The sequence below is a fragment of the Pseudoalteromonas sp. C12FD-1 genome (assembly GCF_037414265.1).
Classification (GTDB): Bacteria; Pseudomonadota; Gammaproteobacteria; order Enterobacterales; family Alteromonadaceae; genus Pseudoalteromonas.
Map to the genome: position 1 here is coordinate 77,382 of NZ_JBBEVD010000069.1, position 18,366 is coordinate 95,747.

The window sequence follows — 18,366 nt, forward strand, 5'->3', positions numbered from 1 at the left end:
TGGTAGACTAACGCCTAATTTTTGGCATAGAGAAACGTCATCTTGTTACACATTAAGTCCGTCACCTGCATCAAGCAAGAACGTTGTTTGTTTGCGGATCTTAATTTTAGCCTAAATAGCGGTCAAATCATGCAATTAGCGGGTCCTAACGGGGCTGGTAAAACATCATTATTGCGTATTGTCGCAGGCTTTAGTGTGCCTGATGAAGGCGCTATTTTTTATAACCAGCAAGCTATTACCAAACATTATGAAGAGTACGCCAGAGACTTACTATTTATAGGCCATAAAACCGGTGTCAATGTACAGCTCAGCGCACTGGAAAACGTACGCCATTGGTTACGCATTAATGGCTATACAAATGAGCCCGACTTATATCCAATTTTAGCCAAACTTGGCTTAGTGGGTCTTGAAGATGTGCCAGTTAGAATGCTCTCGGCAGGGCAGCAGCGTCGTGTGGCTTTAGTACGCTTATGGTTAAGCGATGCAAAACTATGGGTGCTTGATGAACCCTTTACTGCACTTGATAAAAATGGCGTTGCATTTTTACAACAACGTTTTTCTGAGCATTTGAAAAGTGGTGGCGCTATTTTACTAACAACCCATCAAGATCTATCAACACAGTTTGAAAACCTACAAACGGTGACCTTGGAGTATCGTTACTGATGACTCGTCAACATTCATATTGGCTGCTGTTTAGTGCGGTATTTAGTAAAGATGTAAAGCTTGCGTTTCGCCAGCGTGCTGAAATTATCAACCCTATCTTGTTTTTTCTCATTGTTATTTCTTTATTTCCGTTAGCAATTGGCCCAGAGCCCGGTCTGTTAAACAGAATGGCGCCAGGTATTATTTGGGTAGCCGCTTTGCTATCTACCATGCTTGGACTCGATAAATTATTCAGAGACGACTATAACGATGGTTCATTGGAGCAGCTTATTGCTTCATCGTACCCGCTATCACTCACTGTACTGGCTAAAGTCGCGGCGCATTGGGTTGTTACCGGTTTACCATTAGTATTAATGACACCGTTATTTGCTTTATTGCTTAATTTAGAGAGCTCAGCGCTGTTAGCCACCGTATTAACATTATTATTAGGCACGCCATTATTAAGCTTTATTGGTGCAATTGGGGCTGGCCTTACTGTGGGATTACAAAAAGGCGGTATTTTAATGAGCCTATTAGTGTTGCCTTTGTATATTCCTGTTTTAATTTTTGCAACGTCAGCCATTGATACCAGTACTATGTCGCTGGACTATAGCGGGCAGCTTGCCATTCTTGGGGCCATGTTAGTAGTTGCTATTATGTGTGCACCCATCGCCATATCATCAGCATTAAAAGTGAGTGTAAGTTAATATGTGGAAGTGGTTACATCCCTACGCAAAAGCAGAGCGCGCATACCAGTTATGTAATACGTTACTGCCTTATTTTGCCGTTGTTACGGTTATAAGTATGCTTGTTGGTTGGATTTGGGGCTTAGGTTTTGCGCCAGCTGATTACCAACAAAAAGACAGTTACCGTATTATTTTCATTCATGTACCGTCGGCTATTTTGTCTATGGGGGCGTATTCTTCCATGGCTATAGCAGCTATTGTCGCTTTAGTGTGGCAATTACGTAACGCTGAACTTGCTGTAATTGCTATTGCCCCGGTGGGAGCATGCGTAACAGCTATTGCCTTAATTACCGGCGCTGCATGGGGCAAACCTATGTGGGGAGCTTGGTGGGTGTGGGATGCACGCTTAACCTCTGAGCTTATTTTATTATTTTTATACTTAGGTGTACTTTCGCTTTATCATGCATTTGAAGATAAAAAAGCAGCAGGGCGAGCGGCGTCTATTTTGGCCATTGTTGGGGTTATTAACCTACCTATTATTCATTACTCGGTAGAGTGGTGGAATACTTTGCACCAAGGCGCAACAATCACAAAATTTGATACTAAAGCTATTGACCCTAGTATGTTTTGGCCACTAATGGTGAATATTTTAGCGTTTGGTACTTTTGTTGGCACTGTAACGTTAATTCGTTTAAAAAATGAAATATTACAACGTGAAAAGCATCGGCCATGGGTTCGAGCGATGCTAAGTAAGGGGTAAATTATGCAGTTTGACTCTTTTTCTGATTTTATTGCAATGGGGGGCTACGGGTTTTACGTGTGGCTGTCTTTTGGTACATGCGCCTTAATTTTGTTGGGCATTTTATTTAGCTCTTTACGTGATACAAAACGTATTATGGCCTCAGTAGAGCAGCAAGTTGCGCGCGAAGCGCGAATTAAAAAAGCGAAGCAGGAACAAATCTCATGAACCCAAGACGTAAAAAACGCCTATTGGTAATTATTGCAGTGTTGTTTGGCATTGGTGCTTCTATAGGCTTAGTACTTTATGCACTTCAAGAAAACATAAACTTGTTTTATACACCAAGCGAATTAATCGAAGGTAAGGGCCCTGATAAAGAAAAACCGCAAATAGGGCAAAAGCTGCGTATTGGCGGCATGGTTGTGCCGGGCTCTGTTATTCGTAATGAGCAAAGTTTGCAAGTCAGCTTTAAGCTGATTGATACAGGGCCATTGGTAACAATTAAATACCAAGGCATTTTGCCTGACTTATTTCGCGAAGGGCAAGGTATTGTAGCGCAAGGTGTACTTGTAGAGCCAAACGTAATTGAAGCGTTTGAAGTACTGGCCAAGCATGATGAAGAATACATGCCAGCAGAAGTTGCAGAGGCCGTAAAAGGAATTAAACACGAAAAACCTAAATACAACCTAGATAGCGGTAGCTAATATGATCCCAGAACTTGGTTATTTTTCTTTAACGCTTGCCATGGTGCTAAGCGTTTTACTGTGTATTTTTCCGCTGTGGGGCGCGCATACCGGTAATCTTCGTTTAATGCGTGCGGCCCCGTCTTTAGCCGTTGGACAGTTTGCTTTTGTACTTCTCTCGTTTGCTGCGCTTATCTATGCCAGCTTAACAGATGACTTTACGGTGTCTTATGTGGCGTATCATTCAAGTAGTACGCTGCCTTGGTATTATAAAATCACCTCTACATGGGGTGGACACGAAGGCGCTATTTTATTGTGGCTAGTGATGCAAGCTGGTTGGACTGCAGCGGTAGCTGTGCGCTCTAAATCGCTGCCGTGGGTACTACGTGCACGTGTGTTGGGAGTACTTGGCTTTTTAGGTGTGGGTTTCATGATGTACACCTTATTACTTTCAAGCCCTTTTGAGCGTTTACTACCTTATTTTCCTGTTGAAGGGCGCGATTTAAATCCGCTACTACAAGATCCTGGTATGATCATTCACCCGCCACTACTGTACATGGGTTATGTTGGGCTGTCGGTTGCTTTTTCTTTTGCTATTGCAGCACTTTTAACAGGTAAGCTTGATAACACATGGGCTAAATGGTCACGCCCGTGGACAATGACCGCTTGGGGTTTCTTAGGCCTAGGTCTTACTATTGGCAGTTGGTGGGCTTATTCAGAACTTGGCTGGGGCGGCTGGTGGTTTTGGGACCCGGTAGAAAATGCAGCACTAATGCCTTGGCTTGTCGCCACCGCATTACTGCATTCATTAAGCGTAACCGAAAAACGCGGTATTTTTAAATCGTGGACGGTATTATTAGCAATAGCTGGTTTTTCATTAAGCTTGTTAGGCACCTTTATTGTTCGCTCGGGTATTATTGTATCGGTGCATGCGTTTGCTACCGATCCAGATAGGGGATTATTTATTCTCGCCTTTTTAGGTGTTGTTGTAGGTGGAGGTTTAGCCTTGTATGCACTGCGTGTATCGCAGGTATACAGCGAAGGTCGATACAAATTTGTATCTCGCGAAGTGGCGTTATGGCTTAATAACATATTTTTAGTAGTTGCTACATTAATTGTTATGTTAGGCACGTTATTACCCATGGTACATAAAGAAATGGGCTTAGGCAGTATTTCTATTGGTGAACCGTTTTTTAATAAAATGTTTGCCATTTTATTAGTGCCTTTTGCTATTTTAATGGGAATAGGGCCACTTTTACGCTGGAAGCAAAATAAATGGGCTTTTTTACAAAACAAAATTTTAATGGGTGTATTAGCAAGTGTAGTCATAACCTGCGCTTGGTTATTCTCAAGTTACGATCTCGTAAAGCCACTTACGCTACTAGCGACAACACTTGCAGTTTGGGTTGCTGTATCAACAGCGATTGATATTTATACTAAATCATCTGTGCATGGCACCTTAACAGAAGGTTTAAAACGCCTTACTGTAAGTTATTGGGCTATGGTGCTTGGGCATATTGGTATTGCATTTATTATTGCAGGTGTATCACTTACGTCTGCTTATTCGGTTGAGCGCGATGTATCTATGAAGCCAGGTGACATAGCTCAGCTTAACGAATATGAATATCGCTTTGATGGCGTTAAGACTATTAGAGGGCCAAATTACAGTGGCCATGCAGGCGTTGTATCAGTTCTAAAAAATAATGAGCTAGTAACTCGGTTACACGCTGAAAAACGCAAATATGACATCGGAATGCAATTTATGACCGAGGCTGCAATAGATGCCGGTTTTAAACGTGATTTATATTTAGCGTTAGGGGAGAAGTTAAGTGGTGATGCGTGGTCACTTCGAATTTATCATAAACCGTATGTCCGCTGGATTTGGATTGGTGGCGTACTTATGTCATTAGCAGGGTTTATGATTTTATTTGATAAACGTTATCGTACATCAGCTAAAACAATGCGTAAGGCTGAATCGGAGAGTGTTTTATGAACCGTAAACTTTTAGCTATTGCACCACTTTTAGTGTTTGCTTTTGTATGCGTATTTTTATACCAAGGGTTATTTGCCAACCCTCGGGAGATACAAACGGGGCGGCTAGGCCAAACTATGCCTGCCTTTAATCTGCCTGATTTAATGCAAGATGATAAGCGCTGGACAGATGAAAGCCTAAAAGGCGAAGTTTATTTACTTAATGTATGGGGGACTTGGTGCCCTACATGTTTGGTAGAGCTTGGTTATTTAACTAAACTTCGAGAGCAAGGCGTAAAAATTATTGGTTTGTACTATGTACAAGGTTATGACGCTGATTTTGATGGCCCGTTTGATATGCAAGCGCTGCGCACAGATGTAACAGATATGCTTGGCCGTGCAGGGGACCCATATCAGTTTAATATACTTGATTTGCATCGTACGCTTTCTCTTGATTTAGGCGTGTCGGGTGCACCAGAGACTTTTTTAGTGGATAAAACGGGTAAAATTTTATTACACCATACGGGAGATTTAAACCCGCGTGTATGGCGTGCTAAATTTGCCCCTGTTATGCAGGAGCTAAATTAATGAGGCTATTTTTATTAACTCTTAGTTTTTTTATAAGTATGGCAGTGTACGCCGAGCAAGATCTCTACCAGTTTGATAATAACCAACAAGCAGTGCGCTTTGAAGAGTTAACCAAAGAGCTTAGGTGCCCTAAATGTCAAAACCAAAATATTGCAGACTCAGATGCCATTGTTGCAAAAGATTTACGCGATAAGGTACTAGCGCTGGTAAAAGAAGGTAAAACAAAAGACGAAGTTATCGATTACATGATCGACAGATACGGTTATTTTGTTCATTACGATCCGCCTGTGACACCGGCCACATTAGTACTTTGGGTTTTACCTGTACTTATTGTTATTTTGGGTTTTGGTTTTATTGTTATTCGCCAGCGTAAGGCATCGGTTAAGCAAACGTGGAACAGCGATGATGAAGCAAAACTTGCTAAGTTAATTGCAGAAAATAAACGTCAGGAGCAAAATTAATGATTTTAATGTGGGCGTGTTTTGCTTTACTCACACTAATTGCACTGGCTTTTATTATGCTGCCTTTTTTAAAAAAAGAGCGCGTGCAAACCATTACTCACAATGCTAATGCAGAATTGATCAGCATTTACGAGCAGCGTTTAGTTGAGCTGCAAAACGACTTAGACAATCAACGTATTGATGCACAAAGTCATAGTGAATCGGTTATTGAGTTAAAACGTCGTTTATTGAACGAGCTATCACCGGAAAAATCGCTTAATAGCAAAGGTAATAACCGTATTTTTGCTTTAACAGGCGCGGCATTTTTATTAGCCCTCACCGGCGTTTTTTACACCTTTACAGGGAGCCAACAACAAATAGCAGCATGGTATGATGCAATGGATAACCTTGCCGATTATGGCGAGCGTGCAGTAATGCAAAAAGGTGAGCCACTAACCCAAAACGAGTTACAAGCGTTTGCTTTAGCGCTGCGTACTAAGCTTAGTGAATCAGGGGATGACGAAGTTGCGTGGATGTTGCTTGGACGTGTAGCTATGTCGTTAAACGAATTTGATATGGCACAGCAATCGTTTGATAAAGCCCTGCGAATGAACCCAGACAACATGCAAGTACTCATTAGCTACAGCCAAGTTTTACTGCTTGAAGGCAGTGAAGAGAACATGACACGTGCAGCGGGTATGCTATCGAAAGTACTGAAGGTTGAACCGACAAACCTGGATGCTATTTCGTTATTAGCGCTTATTGCTTATGAGCGCAAGGACTGGCCGCAAGCTAAAGCGGCGTTTGAAGTATTACTGGCCAGCATGGATAAAAGTGATACGCGTTACTCAATGATAGCGCAGCGTATTTCAGATATTGAACAACAAATGCAAAATGAGGGCTCTGTAATGCCTGTCTCTGCTAACAGCGCTATTAGTGTTACTGTGAGCTTAGCAGATGAGCTTTTCGATAAGCAGCCACAGCAGGGAACTTTATTTATTTTTGCAAAGGCTGCTCAAGGCTCTCCTATGCCATTAGCGGTTGTTAAACTAACTGAGTACCGCTTTCCGCTAACAGTGCAACTAACTGATGCTAATGCAATGGTTGATGGGTTAAACTTATCAAGTGCAAAAGATATTGTGATCACAGCGCGGATCTCAATTGATGAGTCAGTTATGCCAAGTAGTGGTGAGTTAGAGGGTCACTCTGAGGCACTACAACGTGAAAACGTAAGTGACTACCAACTTCAAATTAATACATTAATACCTTAAGGACATTAGATGTTAAAGCATAGTTTTACTTTTTTATGTTTATTGGTGCTAGCCGGATGTGCACAAGTACCAGAAAACAAAGTTGATGAGCGCGACCCGCTGCAAAGCATTAACCGTCCATTGTACGACTTTAATATGGATATTCTCGATGCCTATATTTTACGCCCTGTGGCTGTAGGGTATGTAGAAGTGACCCCTGTACCTGTACGCAATGGTATTGTTAACTTTACCGATAATATTAGTGCGCCTGTTGATATGATAAATGCAGGGCTGCAAGGTAAAGCAGGCAACGCAGGCGTAAGCTTAGCGCGCTTTTTAGTTAACTCTACGGTAGGGGTGTTTGGTATTTTTGATGTTGCAAGTTCACTCGGACTTGAGCTGGTAGATGAAGACTTTGGGCAAACATTGGGCGTGTGGGGTGTTGGCGACGGCGCATATATTATGTTGCCGGCGATGGGACCAACTACAGCACGTAATTTAACTGGCGACGTAGTTGATAACTTTGTGTTACCAGAAATCGCACTGACTACACCGCAAACTATTTTAGTGTTTGCGCTAAAAGCGGTTGAAGCTCGTGCGGCACTTATCCCACAAGAAGGCCTACTTAATGACTCTCTTGACCCGTATTTGTTTGTTAAAGATATATACTTCCAGCGCCAGCTTTATGAGCTATATGACGGCAACCCACCAATTAAAGAAGAACCTGAAGACTTTGATGAAGACTTCTTAGAAAGCTTATAAATAACAGCCATAAAAATGCCAGCAATTGCTGGCATTTTTATGAGCATTTTGAGCTTTAATAAACGGCTCTTAATGTTTATTATTCTTTAACCATCAGTTGCATCTGCTCATTTACCCAGGCTAAAGATTCGTGGTAAGCATCGGCCACCTCTCCTCCTAGATTTAATTCTTTTGCGATGTTATTTGCAGCTTCCCACTCTGCGTGCTCATAATATTTAACTAAGTTTAGGTATTTAGCGAGTAAGCCTTCGTCATTTAATAGTGCAGCTTTTATCTCTGTAGAAAGCGGAAGTTTTTGCATAACGCTTTCCATACTTTCATCTAAAATGGCGTCCATAAGCGACATCATGCCCGTTAAAAAAGCCATACCGGTATCTTTAAACTGGCCGTGTGAAATAGCGAGGAGTTCGCCAAACCGTGCACGAGTTAGCGATAATCTAATAAGCTCTACTGGTTTATCAGCAGAAACTTGCGCTGCAAATAACAAAGATAGTAGCTTTTTAATTTCGTTGGCGCCTAGCACTATTAATGCTTGTTTGATTGTGTTTATTTCTGCCCTGCGTGCAAACGCAGCTGAGTTTGAATAACGCAATAATTTGTAGGATAAGTTTACGTCGCGTTCAAACACATCAGTGATCTTTTTAAGATCCATTTCAACAGATGAGGTTTCGTAAAGCAGCTCAGCTAATGCCATTTCAGATGGCGGCAGTGCTTTACTTTGTACCATTTCTGGCTTTGAAAAAAAGAACCCCTGAAAATACTCAAACCCAAGCTCAAGCGCTAAGTTATAAGCCTCGTAAGTCTCTACTTTTTCAGCTAAAAGCTTAATGTGTGGGTAGGCTTTAATATCGTTAATTATGGTTTTTATTGCACTTTCATCCGTGGTTAAAAAGTCTATTTTTAAAATATCAATAAACGGATAAAAATGGCGCCATACCGGTTGGTGTATGTAGTCATCAAGTGCTAGCGTGTAGCCCTTTTCTTTTAAATCTTTAACAATAGCCAGCAAGCGCTTACCTGGTTGCACTGTTTCAAGGATCTCAACCACTACCGTCTCTTTACCTAACATAGTAGGGTAACCTTTTAGTAAGGTTTCGAGGGTAAAGTTAATATAGGCGGGTTTGTTGCCAGTTAAATCTTCTAAACCAAAGTTAAACTGACTCCCTTCAATTAATTTAGTTGTTGCTTCGTCACCGTCTATGTCTGGAAATACATTATCAACGCCATCACGAAATAATAACTCGTATCCAACAAGCTCCTTTTCGCGGTCTAAAATAGGTTGGCGTGCAGCATAAAAATACATAAATAGTTCCGTACAAAATAATAAATAGTCGTAATGGCTATAATATATGGTAAAACGCTTAAAATAGCATTAGGTAATTATTATTGATTTAATGAATTGTTATTAAATATTAGCTATCTATGTAAATAAATTTACCATATGCCGAGTGTTTGAGGGCTAAATAGTCAGTGTGACTGTTTTTTATTCACTTCACTGTAACAAGTTGGAGTTATCACCTTTAAGCATGATATAGTCAAGACGGATGGTTTTTACCCCAATAGTGACTTTATTATAATATTTTAAGAGTCATTATTCGGATTAAAAGCCTGTTTTATACAACTTTGTGGAGGCGAATTTGGAAACAGGAATGATTATTTCACTGGCATTGTATTTTATAGTCATGCTAGGCATTGGGCTTTATGCGTACAAACAGTCTACAAGTGATGTATCGGGTTATATGCTAGGCGGGCGTAGTTTATCTCCAAGTGTTGCAGCATTATCTGCTGGCGCGTCGGATATGAGTGGTTGGATTTTAATGGGTTTACCCGGCGCTATGTTTGTTACAGGCTTTAGCAGTACATGGATAGCAATAGGCTTGGTTATTGGTGCGTGGTTAAACTACTTATTAGTCGCGCCGCGTTTGCGTGTTTATACAGAAAAAGCAAACGATTCAATCACAATTCCAGACTACTTCTCTAATCGTTTTAATGATAAATCAAACCTTTTACGTGTAGTTTCCGCGGTAGTAATTATTGTGTTCTTTACACTTTATACTTCGTCAGGCGTTGTCGCTGGCGGTAAATTGTTTGAAAGCTCGTTTGGCTTAAGTTACGAAATGGGTTTATATATCACAACCGGTGTTGTTGTTTTATATACTTTATTTGGTGGCTTTTTAGCTGTTAGCCTAACTGACTTTGTGCAAGGCTGTATTATGTTTATTGCCTTAATACTTGTACCGACAGTTGCTTACTCTTTATTAGAGCAGCCACTAGAGTCAACGCTTCATAGCGTTAACCCAGATATGCTTAATTGGATAGGCGCAGGCTCTGCATTAGGGATTATTTCGGCAATGGCGTGGGGCTTGGGTTATTTTGGTCAACCTCATATTATTGTACGTTTTATGTCGGTGCGTAGCGTAAGTGATATGCCAACAGCTCGCCGTATCGGTATGACATGGATGATAGTAGCTGCAATAGGTGCTGTGGGCACAGGTTTATTTGGTGCCGCGTATACGTATGAAAACAACATTGTTGTTGAAGACCCAGAAACTATTTTCTTAATTCTTTCTGAGCTGTTGTTCCATCCATTAATAGCTGGCTTTTTATTGGCGGCTATTTTGGCGGCTATCATGAGTACAATTTCTTCGCAATTACTTGTTAGCTCAAGTTCGTTAACTGAAGATTTTTACAAAACGTTTTTACGCAAAGAAGCAAGCGACACAGAGCTTGTCACTGTAGGGCGTATTAGCGTAGCAGCAGTGGCCTTGTGTGCTATTTACTTAGCGTACGATAGAGACAGTTCAATATTAAGCTTAGTAAGTAATGCATGGGCTGGTTTTGGTGCGGCATTTGGCCCACTGGTTCTATTTAGCCTGTACTGGAAACGCATGAACTTTGAAGGCGCACTAGCAGGTATGGTTGTGGGTGCTGGCACGGTTCTGTTTTGGATTTACTCACCGTTTATGATTGATGGGCAAAGCTTAAGCAGTTACATGTACGAAATTGTACCAGGCTTTATTTTAGCAAGTATTGCCATTGTCGTTGTAAGCTTAGCGACAAAAGAGCCTGCACAAAATATTACTGCGCTATTTGATGAAGTTGAAAAAGAACTTTAATCACTCAGCACGTTAAGTATAAAAAAAGCCAGCTAGTTAATTAACTAGCTGGCTTTTTATTTGCCTTAAATAAATGGGTTATTTAGCAGGAAGCACTGTGCTTTCTACACTACCAAAGCCGATACGGGCATAGCCTTCTTTTTCACACCAGCCACGCATAATTACATTATCGCCATCTTCTAAAAAGCTGCGTTGCTCTCCATTACTCAGGGTTATTTTTTCTTTACCACCACGAGAAAGCTCTAATAAAGAGCCGGCTTCTTCATGTGTAGGGCCTGACTGAGTGCCAGAGCCGAGCATATCACCTGGCATAAAGTTACAGCCATTAACAGTGTGATGAGCCACCATTTGCGCCACAGTCCAATATGAATGTTTGAAGCTTGAGGCAGAGACCTGCGTAGGTTGGTGGTTTTCATCACGCATTTTTTGAGTCTGAATTTTAACATCCATTTGAATATCAAAAGCACCTTGCTCGCGATTAGCAGCAGATTCTAAGTACGGCATTGGTTGCGGGTCGTTTTCATCACGTGTCCAAGCCGCTCTAAAAGGTGCAAGTGCTTCAGTGGTGACAATCCAAGGCGATACAGTAGATGCAAAGTTTTTAGCTAAAAACGGGCCTAATGGTTGGTATTCCCATGCTTGTAAATCTCGTGCTGACCAATCGTTAAATACACAAAAGCCAAATACATGGTTTTCAGCGTTTTCAATGGCGATAGCATCACCCAGCGCATTGCCTTTACCTAAGTAAATACCAAGCTCTAACTCGTAATCTAGGCGTTTACATGGGCCAAATGATGGGGTATCTGCATCGGGTGCTTTAGTTTGCCCTTTAGGGCGATGAAACGTTTGCCCCGATACATCAATAGATGATGAGCGACCATGATAGCCAATCGGCACCCATTTATAGTTTGGTAATAGCGGGTTGTCTGGTCTAAACAAGCTACCAACGGCTGTTGCATGGTAAATTGAGGTATAAAAGTCGGTGTAATCACCAATACGACACGGCAGTGAAAACTCTATATCAGCTTGAGCTATTAGCGTACTTTGTATTTCACTTTGTTGCTGTGCGCCTTCACGCAATGCTTTTGAAAGCGCTAAACGCAGTGCTGACCAGTATTGCCCACCTAAACCCATAAATGTATTTAATGTTGATTCGCTTGCTGCATCAAGCGCTGTTTTAGCATCACCGGTAAAAATGTTTAAGCGGCTCAATTTTGCTAAATCAATAACCAGATCGCCAATAGCAACCCCGCCTCTAAATTCTTCATTTGTGTTTTTAGTACGAAATTCTGCAAAAGGTAAATTTTGAATCGGGAAGTCACAGCCTTTAATATTGGCCGACTCTACCCAGCTGGTTAATTTAATGTCGTGGGTTTCGTTAATTTGGCTCATTACTTATCCTTTAGGTTTGATGTGAGGTGCATGCATTTATTTAAGCATACTTGTATCTTGCACCCTACTTTTTAAATATTAAAACGACAAAAAGCAGCGAAAATCGCTGCTTTTAATTTACTCAAAAAAGTTATAAAACGCCGCGGCGCTCTTGGTCTCGCTCAATTGACTCAAACAATGCTTGGAAATTACCTTCACCAAAACCACCATCGTCAACACGTTGGATCATTTCAATGAAAATTGGCCCAAATAAATTCTTAGAAAATATTTGTAATAAGTAACAATTTTCACTTTGGCTATCGACTAATATTTGATGTTCGCGAATTTTTTCTTTGTCTTCTGCAACCCAAGGCACACGGTCAAAAATAGTGTCGTAGTACTCAGGAATAATGTCTAAAGTAGCAATGGTCGATTTATCAAGCTTATCAAGCGAGCTTACTAAATCGTCAGTTAAAAACGCGAGATGTTGTACACCAGGGCCATTATATTCGCCTAAATACTCGTCGATTTGGTTATTGTTATTGCCTTTACCTTCATTAATAGGAATTGAGAAGGTGCCACAGGGTGATTTTAATGCATACGATAGCAACGCTGTTTTTTGACCTTTAATATCGAAATAGCGTACTTCTGTAAAACCAAACACGTCTTTGTAAAAGTTTGCCCATGTTTCCATAGTGCCTTTATAAACGTTATTAGTTAAGTGATCTATACGTATAAAGCCTTTATCTTCAACTACATTAGGTGATGATAAATCTTCAAAGTCAGACTCATAAATAGACCCTTTATCACCAAATTGCTCAATAAAGTAAATCAGGCTATCGCCAATACCGTAAATTGCGGGGTAAGGTAAGTCTTTATGGGTTGAGTCGGTTGCGGGTTTTGCACCACGTGCTACAGCTGTTTCAAATGCATGCTGAGCATCGTTTACGCGCCAACCCATGGAGCAAATTGCTGGACCATGACTTTTTGCAAATTCAGCAGAAAAACCATCGCGTTCGTTATTTAGTAAAAAGTGAATGTCGTTTTGGTTGTAGTAGACAATATCTTTGTCTTTAAATTTTTTTAATTTTGAAAAACCAAAATCAGTAAACACTTTATCCATGTAGTCTGCATCAGGTGTTGCGTATTCAGTAAACTCAATACCAACTAAACCTAGTGGATTATTTGCTTCACTCATTTTTTTTACTCCTGCAATAAATATTGCTACTGCGATTATGTGTTGTTGTCGTGTTGAGCTAGATAATCAACTAGATTTTAAGTTTGGGGAAGAGGGGGAGCAGATTTAGCATTTGAGCAAACTGTAAATTTAATAAGACGTTTACTTACTTAGTAGGTTTATACCTTACGCTTTAGAGTAAATATGCATATATTAGCTAGATGCTTTTAGTTTATTAAAGTTTAAGGTGTTGATATAAATGAATAAAAAAGAGGTTTTATAAAAATAAAACCTCTTTTAAAATGTAGTTACGTAATGTTTTTTGTATTTAATTGTTTACACTTTGTGTGCGGTTGTTAAAAAACGTGTTGCGCTGCTCGAGCCAAAGGTTAGGTTTTACCATTGGTGCTGCTTGGTAATGGCGCTCAATAGCTTGGTTTAATACCCGTGTTGTAGGGGTAAATGTCAGTTTTGATTGTGCGCTGCCCATGCTTTTAATTTCGTCTCGAGTCAGGGCGCGCCCAGCATATAAAAGGGCGTTTAAATAACCAGGCACTGTTTCAAAGTTGTTGTCTGTAAAGAGTAAAACATCTGACGTTAATGCCCAGGTGTTATTTATTTCACCGTCTTCTTTCACACCAGCAAGCTCGCCGTCTATGTACACTTCAAATACCCCATTACTGGGGGCGGTATAAAATACAAATGCAACTCGGTGCCAGTTTTCAGGCTCTGTTTGTCCAAAGTAACCACTGTCACTGGTTGATTTGCCATAACCGCCCGTTGGGTCGATAAACATATCGGCATCATCAGTAAGGTAATCTTGTGTGTTTGCTTGCATGATAGCGCGATAAATATCTTTGCCTTCTTCAGGCCAATATAAATCCATTACTAAGGTGTAATCAGAAACCATGCCTTCACTTGCATAATCACCATTGGCAGGTGTATTTAAGGTTATTAATAACCCCTCAGTAGGGGCGTGGCGTGAAAACGCCATTACACCAGAGCTGCCATCAGAAAAATCTGAAATACCAAGTGCTTGAGTTGTATTATATTGCGTTTCTTCAGGGCCCCAGTTTGTCTGTTCTGGGTCAAAATAGCTCAATACTGAAGGACCATAATCTGGCGTTAAAGGGCTATTTGCATCGTCAAAATTCCACACGGTGACATTGCTTTGCTCGTTACATGAAAAGAGTTGATTATCGGTATCTAGATATAAGCATTGGCTTGTTCTAAAACGTGCATATTGATCGAGTAACCACCATGCTTCGTCAATGGCTTCTACGTTTGAAAAGGTAACTCCGCTAAAAAATAGCTCAGGATTAAGCGCTGCGCCTTTAAACAACGCAACCTGGTAAGTGCTCGCAGCTTGTATATCATCTGGTTTGAGTAAAAACCAATCGGGCTGACTGGCAAACATGGTGTTTAAATCGCTACCTGTAACCGTTACGCTATATAACGAATTAAAGCCTGGAGTGTTAGAGGGCTGGCGCTCAACATAGTAGGCTTTATGAAAGTCTTCTTGTGTTAAGGTGCCGGGTGTCCATCTTGTTTGTACTAATTCAGGGTTGAGCAGAGCGGCCGTTATATCACTTGCATGGGCTGCAGCTAATGCCGTTATTTCTGTAAGTTCTAAACTACTCGGGTAATTTTCAGAAATAGCAATTTCTGTGTTTGCATCGGGCGCATAACGCCCCATAATTTCATCAATCGCAAGTTTGGTTTGTTCATCACGTTCGCTAATGCTGTCAGTTTCAATGGTGTTGTAATCTATCGTTGGCGATGTTTTATCTTGCAGATTAAAGGTAAGGGTAACATCAGTGATCCCTTTGGCATAAAAGTCTGGTTGAATAACCACTGCGCCGTTCTCGAGCGTATTATAACTTTCTCCGCCATGAGTATGGCCACCTAACACTAAGTCAATACCGCTTACATCGGTTGCCATATCAATATCTAGGCCTTCACCTAAATGGCTTAGCATTAGCATATAGTCAACCTCGTCTTGGTATTGGCTTACTATACTTTGTGCGATTTGTTGCCACTGCCAGCTCATTTTAAATTGTTTGATAAAATCAGGAATAGGCTCCTCATCAATTGGTTCGTCTAGCTCGTTCCATGGTACGGATGTCATGCCAAATACGCCCAAGGCAACACAACCAACTTGGACTTTAGCAAAGCCTACAGCTGCAAAGTCTTGAAGCTGCTCACCCTCATAGCGGGTATTACTAGCAAGTACGATGGCATTCTCATCTTGGGAATAACTTAATAATTTTTCAGGGCCCCATGCATAGTCGTGATTTCCTACTACGCGTAAATCAAACTGCATGGCTTTAATGGCTTCTTCTGTGGCACTGCCTTGTGACAGTTGTTCAGCAACCGTGCCTTTTTCGTAGTCATCACCCCCGTTGGTAAACAGGGTGTGCGGCGTTTGTGCAAGTGCTTGGTTGTAGTACGCCTTTATGCGGCTAAAATACTGCTCCTCATAACCAAATCGTGCATGTAAATCGGCAACATGAATAAACCTTACTGATTGCTCTGTGGCTGTGGCATCACACGTTGGGCCAATATCGGCAAAGGCCTCATTACGCTGCATCATTAAAGCGAAGGTTCCAAGTGTTGTTACTTGCGCACTTACAAAGCCATCTGCAACAAAAGAGTTTTCAATAACTGCCCAGCTATCGCCAGATTGTCTAGCAATAAATAGCTGGCCACCTAATTGGTAATCATCAGGTATTTTTATGGTAATTGTAATTGGATTACTAAAGGAAAGCGTATTGGGAGTCAGTAGGTGTATATCTGAGATAATATTTAGCAGTGCATTCGCATCATCTAGCACTGTTTTTTCGTAGGTAAGCTCAGTGCTTTGAGATACAGCATTGGCCGGTACAGTCAGTAAAAAGCTTCCTTCATCAAGGCTGACATCTAAACCGGTCGTTGTAGATACGGTTAACTCGCTTGGCTCTGGCTCAATAGGATCGTTAGGGTTAGTTGTAACTTGATCGTCTGAACCACCACAGGCAGATAATAAAAAAATACAAAAAATTAAAAATGGGGTGCGATATAAAGTTAACAAGCGCATGTACTGCGTCCCTGAGACAAGTTAAAAATTAATCAGCAGATAATAACAGTTTACAGTGAGGTGATATAGAAATTTGAGAAAATTTCCCCCATAGCGGCTGGCTATGGAGGAAATATTAGATAGCAGTATGCGTAATTAAACGTACAATATTATGCTACATTTTCTTCTAAGCCTTGTTTTTCCCATACTTTTGCTTTAAAGCTCATAAGCACTAGAACAATACCTACGCCAATGCTAAATAAGGCAATTTGTAAATATAAGTTAGGGATTTCTTGTACATTGTTTGGATCAAAGTTACCCGCCAGTATGCCCGAGATAACATTACCAATAGAGTAGGTTAAAACAAATACACCCATTAATTGGCCTGTATAGCGCCGAGGTGATAATTTACTTACTGCGCTCAATGCAACAGGGCTTAGACAAAGCTCACCCACTGTATGTAAAAAGTAAGTAGTAACAAGCCAGTAAGGCGCAACCTTTAAACCTTCAGCAGCGTACTGAGCAGCCATAAACATCACTAAAAAGCCAGAAGCCATAATAATTAAGCCAAGTGCACATTTAACGCTGTAAGTTGGCGAGATCATTTTTTTAGATAAGTTAATCCAAAGCGCTGCAAAAAACGGCGACAGTACAATAATAAACAGTGAGTTTAATGATTGAAACCACGTAGTGGGAATTTCAAAAGTCCCGATAAGGCGGTCTGTGTAATCACGAGCAAATAGGTTAAGTGATGAACCCGCTTGCTCAAAACCAGACCAAAAACACGCAGAAGCAACACACACTAAAAATAGTGCCCACATTCTTTGTTTTTCTTCACCGGTTAAATTGCCTTTAAAGTAAATAAGGCCAAAATATACAAAAAATATAACAGTAAATATAACGGCTGTGTAACCGGCTACAACCGATGGATTGATAACAATTACACCCGCCATAGCGGCTACTGTAACGCCAGTAACAACAGCAACAAACAATGCAATTGCACCCCATGTGCGTGTAGTGCCTTGAGGGCTTAAAGGGTTAGCAGGTAGTGCGCTGTGTTCTGGTAAGTTATTTAATGTACGTTTATATTGGATTAAGCCAATCGCCATACCTACCGCTGCAGCACCAAATGCCCAGTGCCAGCCAACATTTTCCATAAAGTAGCCACATACGTAGTAACCAATCAAAGAACCTAAGTTAATACCCATGTAGTATATAGCGTAACCGCCATCACGGCGCTCATCAGCATCGCTGTAAAGCTGGCCTACCATTGCGCTGATATTTGGTTTAAGTAAACCAGTACCAGTAGCTACAAATATTAAACCAATAAAAAATGAATACTCATGAGGCACGGCCAAAATAATATGGCCACACATGATAATGATACCGCCGTACCATACGGCTTTTTGGCCACCGAATAATCTATCCGCTAGCCAACCACCAGGTAAGCCTAAGAAATAAACGGCACCTGTGTATAAACCGTAAATTGCAGCTGCTGATGCAACAGTAAAGCCTAACCCTTCTTGTTGTAAGCTTGCTGTCATAAACAATACGAGCATAGCTCGCATGCCGTAGTAACTCATTCGTTCCCACATCTCAGTGAAAAACAATGTCGAAAGTCCTTTAGGGTGGCCAAACCAACCACTATCTGGAGCTGAACTCATATTTACTTCCTAACTTTAAGAATTGTTGTAATGGCCTTATAATTTTTTGCTTTAGCTTTTTTGTGCCCTGGGGCACTAATACCAATCCGTATTAATACTTAATCATTTTCAGGGGCTAAACGTGTCGTTATCTGCGTTAAAAAATTCTTATTTAGAACAACTAATTAGCGAATTTTTGCCTTGCTATCAACACGTTTATCCATCCTCAAAATAGATCACTTA

General features: G+C 40.9%; 16 protein-coding genes. 11 read left to right on the forward strand and 5 right to left on the reverse strand.

The window, feature by feature from the left end; genetic code table 11:
• The first annotated feature begins 42 nt into the window (after positions 1-42).
• From ccmA to WDB87_RS10415, 10 genes are read left to right on the forward strand one after another with little or no spacing between them, the layout of a single operon-like run.
• Positions 43-663, forward strand: a complete 621-nt coding sequence (ccmA, locus tag WDB87_RS10370) for a cytochrome c biogenesis heme-transporting ATPase CcmA (protein WP_286244936.1) — start codon at positions 43-45, stop codon at positions 661-663.
• Entirely contained in the window at positions 663-1,349 is a 687-nt protein-coding gene (gene ccmB, locus WDB87_RS10375) for a heme exporter protein CcmB (protein WP_004588321.1), read from the forward strand. Before ccmA ends, ccmB begins: the two co-directional genes overlap by 1 nt.
• A 1-nt stretch (position 1,350) precedes the next feature.
• A complete protein-coding gene (locus WDB87_RS10380; protein ID WP_337849839.1) occupies positions 1,351-2,088 on the forward strand; it encodes a heme ABC transporter permease in 738 nt (245 codons plus the stop codon).
• 3 nt (positions 2,089-2,091) lie between these two features.
• The gene (ccmD, locus tag WDB87_RS10385) at positions 2,092-2,295 is read left to right on the forward strand and encodes a heme exporter protein CcmD (RefSeq protein WP_004588323.1); all 204 of its coding nucleotides are present in this window, start codon (positions 2,092-2,094) and stop codon (positions 2,293-2,295) included.
• Positions 2,292-2,771: a cytochrome c maturation protein CcmE gene (gene ccmE, locus WDB87_RS10390; RefSeq protein ID WP_055015944.1), complete on the forward strand. Its 480-nt coding sequence runs from the start codon at positions 2,292-2,294 to the stop codon at positions 2,769-2,771. Before ccmD ends, ccmE begins: the two co-directional genes overlap by 4 nt.
• 1 nt (position 2,772) lies before the next feature.
• Positions 2,773-4,743, forward strand: coding sequence for a heme lyase CcmF/NrfE family subunit (locus WDB87_RS10395; RefSeq protein WP_337849840.1), 1,971 nt, complete (start codon positions 2,773-2,775; stop codon positions 4,741-4,743).
• Complete coding sequence (locus WDB87_RS10400) at positions 4,740-5,309, forward strand: redoxin family protein (RefSeq protein ID WP_286244933.1); 570 nt, start codon at positions 4,740-4,742, stop codon at positions 5,307-5,309. Before WDB87_RS10395 ends, WDB87_RS10400 begins: the two co-directional genes overlap by 4 nt.
• Positions 5,309-5,770: a cytochrome c-type biogenesis protein gene (locus WDB87_RS10405; RefSeq protein WP_337849841.1), complete on the forward strand. Its 462-nt coding sequence runs from the start codon at positions 5,309-5,311 to the stop codon at positions 5,768-5,770. Before WDB87_RS10400 ends, WDB87_RS10405 begins: the two co-directional genes overlap by 1 nt.
• Positions 5,770-7,020 (forward strand): c-type cytochrome biogenesis protein CcmI, encoded by a 1,251-nt coding sequence (gene ccmI / locus WDB87_RS10410; RefSeq protein WP_286244931.1) that lies wholly within the window; start codon positions 5,770-5,772, stop codon positions 7,018-7,020. Before WDB87_RS10405 ends, ccmI begins: the two co-directional genes overlap by 1 nt.
• A gap of 9 nt (positions 7,021-7,029) precedes the next feature.
• On the forward strand, positions 7,030-7,761 hold the full coding sequence (locus WDB87_RS10415; RefSeq protein ID WP_138540836.1) for an MlaA family lipoprotein: 732 nt from the start codon (positions 7,030-7,032) through the stop codon (positions 7,759-7,761).
• 79 nt (positions 7,762-7,840) lie between these two features.
• Here WDB87_RS10415 and WDB87_RS10420 read toward each other — a convergent pair whose 3' ends face one another.
• Positions 7,841-9,064: an EAL and HDOD domain-containing protein gene (locus tag WDB87_RS10420; RefSeq protein ID WP_337849842.1), complete on the reverse strand. Its 1,224-nt coding sequence runs from the start codon at positions 9,062-9,064 to the stop codon at positions 7,841-7,843.
• A 334-nt stretch (positions 9,065-9,398) separates the two neighbouring features.
• Between WDB87_RS10420 and putP the strand changes: the two genes are divergently transcribed.
• Positions 9,399-10,877, forward strand: coding sequence for a sodium/proline symporter PutP (putP, locus tag WDB87_RS10425; RefSeq protein WP_286244929.1), 1,479 nt, complete (start codon positions 9,399-9,401; stop codon positions 10,875-10,877).
• A 78-nt stretch (positions 10,878-10,955) separates the two neighbouring features.
• Here the strand turns inward: putP and fahA are convergent, their stop codons facing one another.
• The 4 genes from fahA to WDB87_RS10445 form a co-directional block, all read right to left on the reverse strand.
• Complete coding sequence (gene fahA / locus WDB87_RS10430) at positions 10,956-12,269, reverse strand: fumarylacetoacetase (RefSeq protein WP_286244928.1); 1,314 nt, start codon at positions 12,267-12,269, stop codon at positions 10,956-10,958.
• 130 nt (positions 12,270-12,399) lie between these two features.
• Entirely contained in the window at positions 12,400-13,446 is a 1,047-nt protein-coding gene (hppD, locus tag WDB87_RS10435) for a 4-hydroxyphenylpyruvate dioxygenase (RefSeq protein WP_337849843.1), read from the reverse strand.
• Positions 13,447-13,753: 307 nt separating this feature from the next.
• Entirely contained in the window at positions 13,754-16,501 is a 2,748-nt protein-coding gene (locus tag WDB87_RS10440) for a metallophosphoesterase (RefSeq protein WP_337849844.1), read from the reverse strand.
• 149 nt (positions 16,502-16,650) lie between these two features.
• Entirely contained in the window at positions 16,651-18,144 is a 1,494-nt protein-coding gene (locus WDB87_RS10445) for a peptide MFS transporter (protein ID WP_286244925.1), read from the reverse strand.
• Positions 18,145-18,366 lie beyond the last annotated feature (222 nt).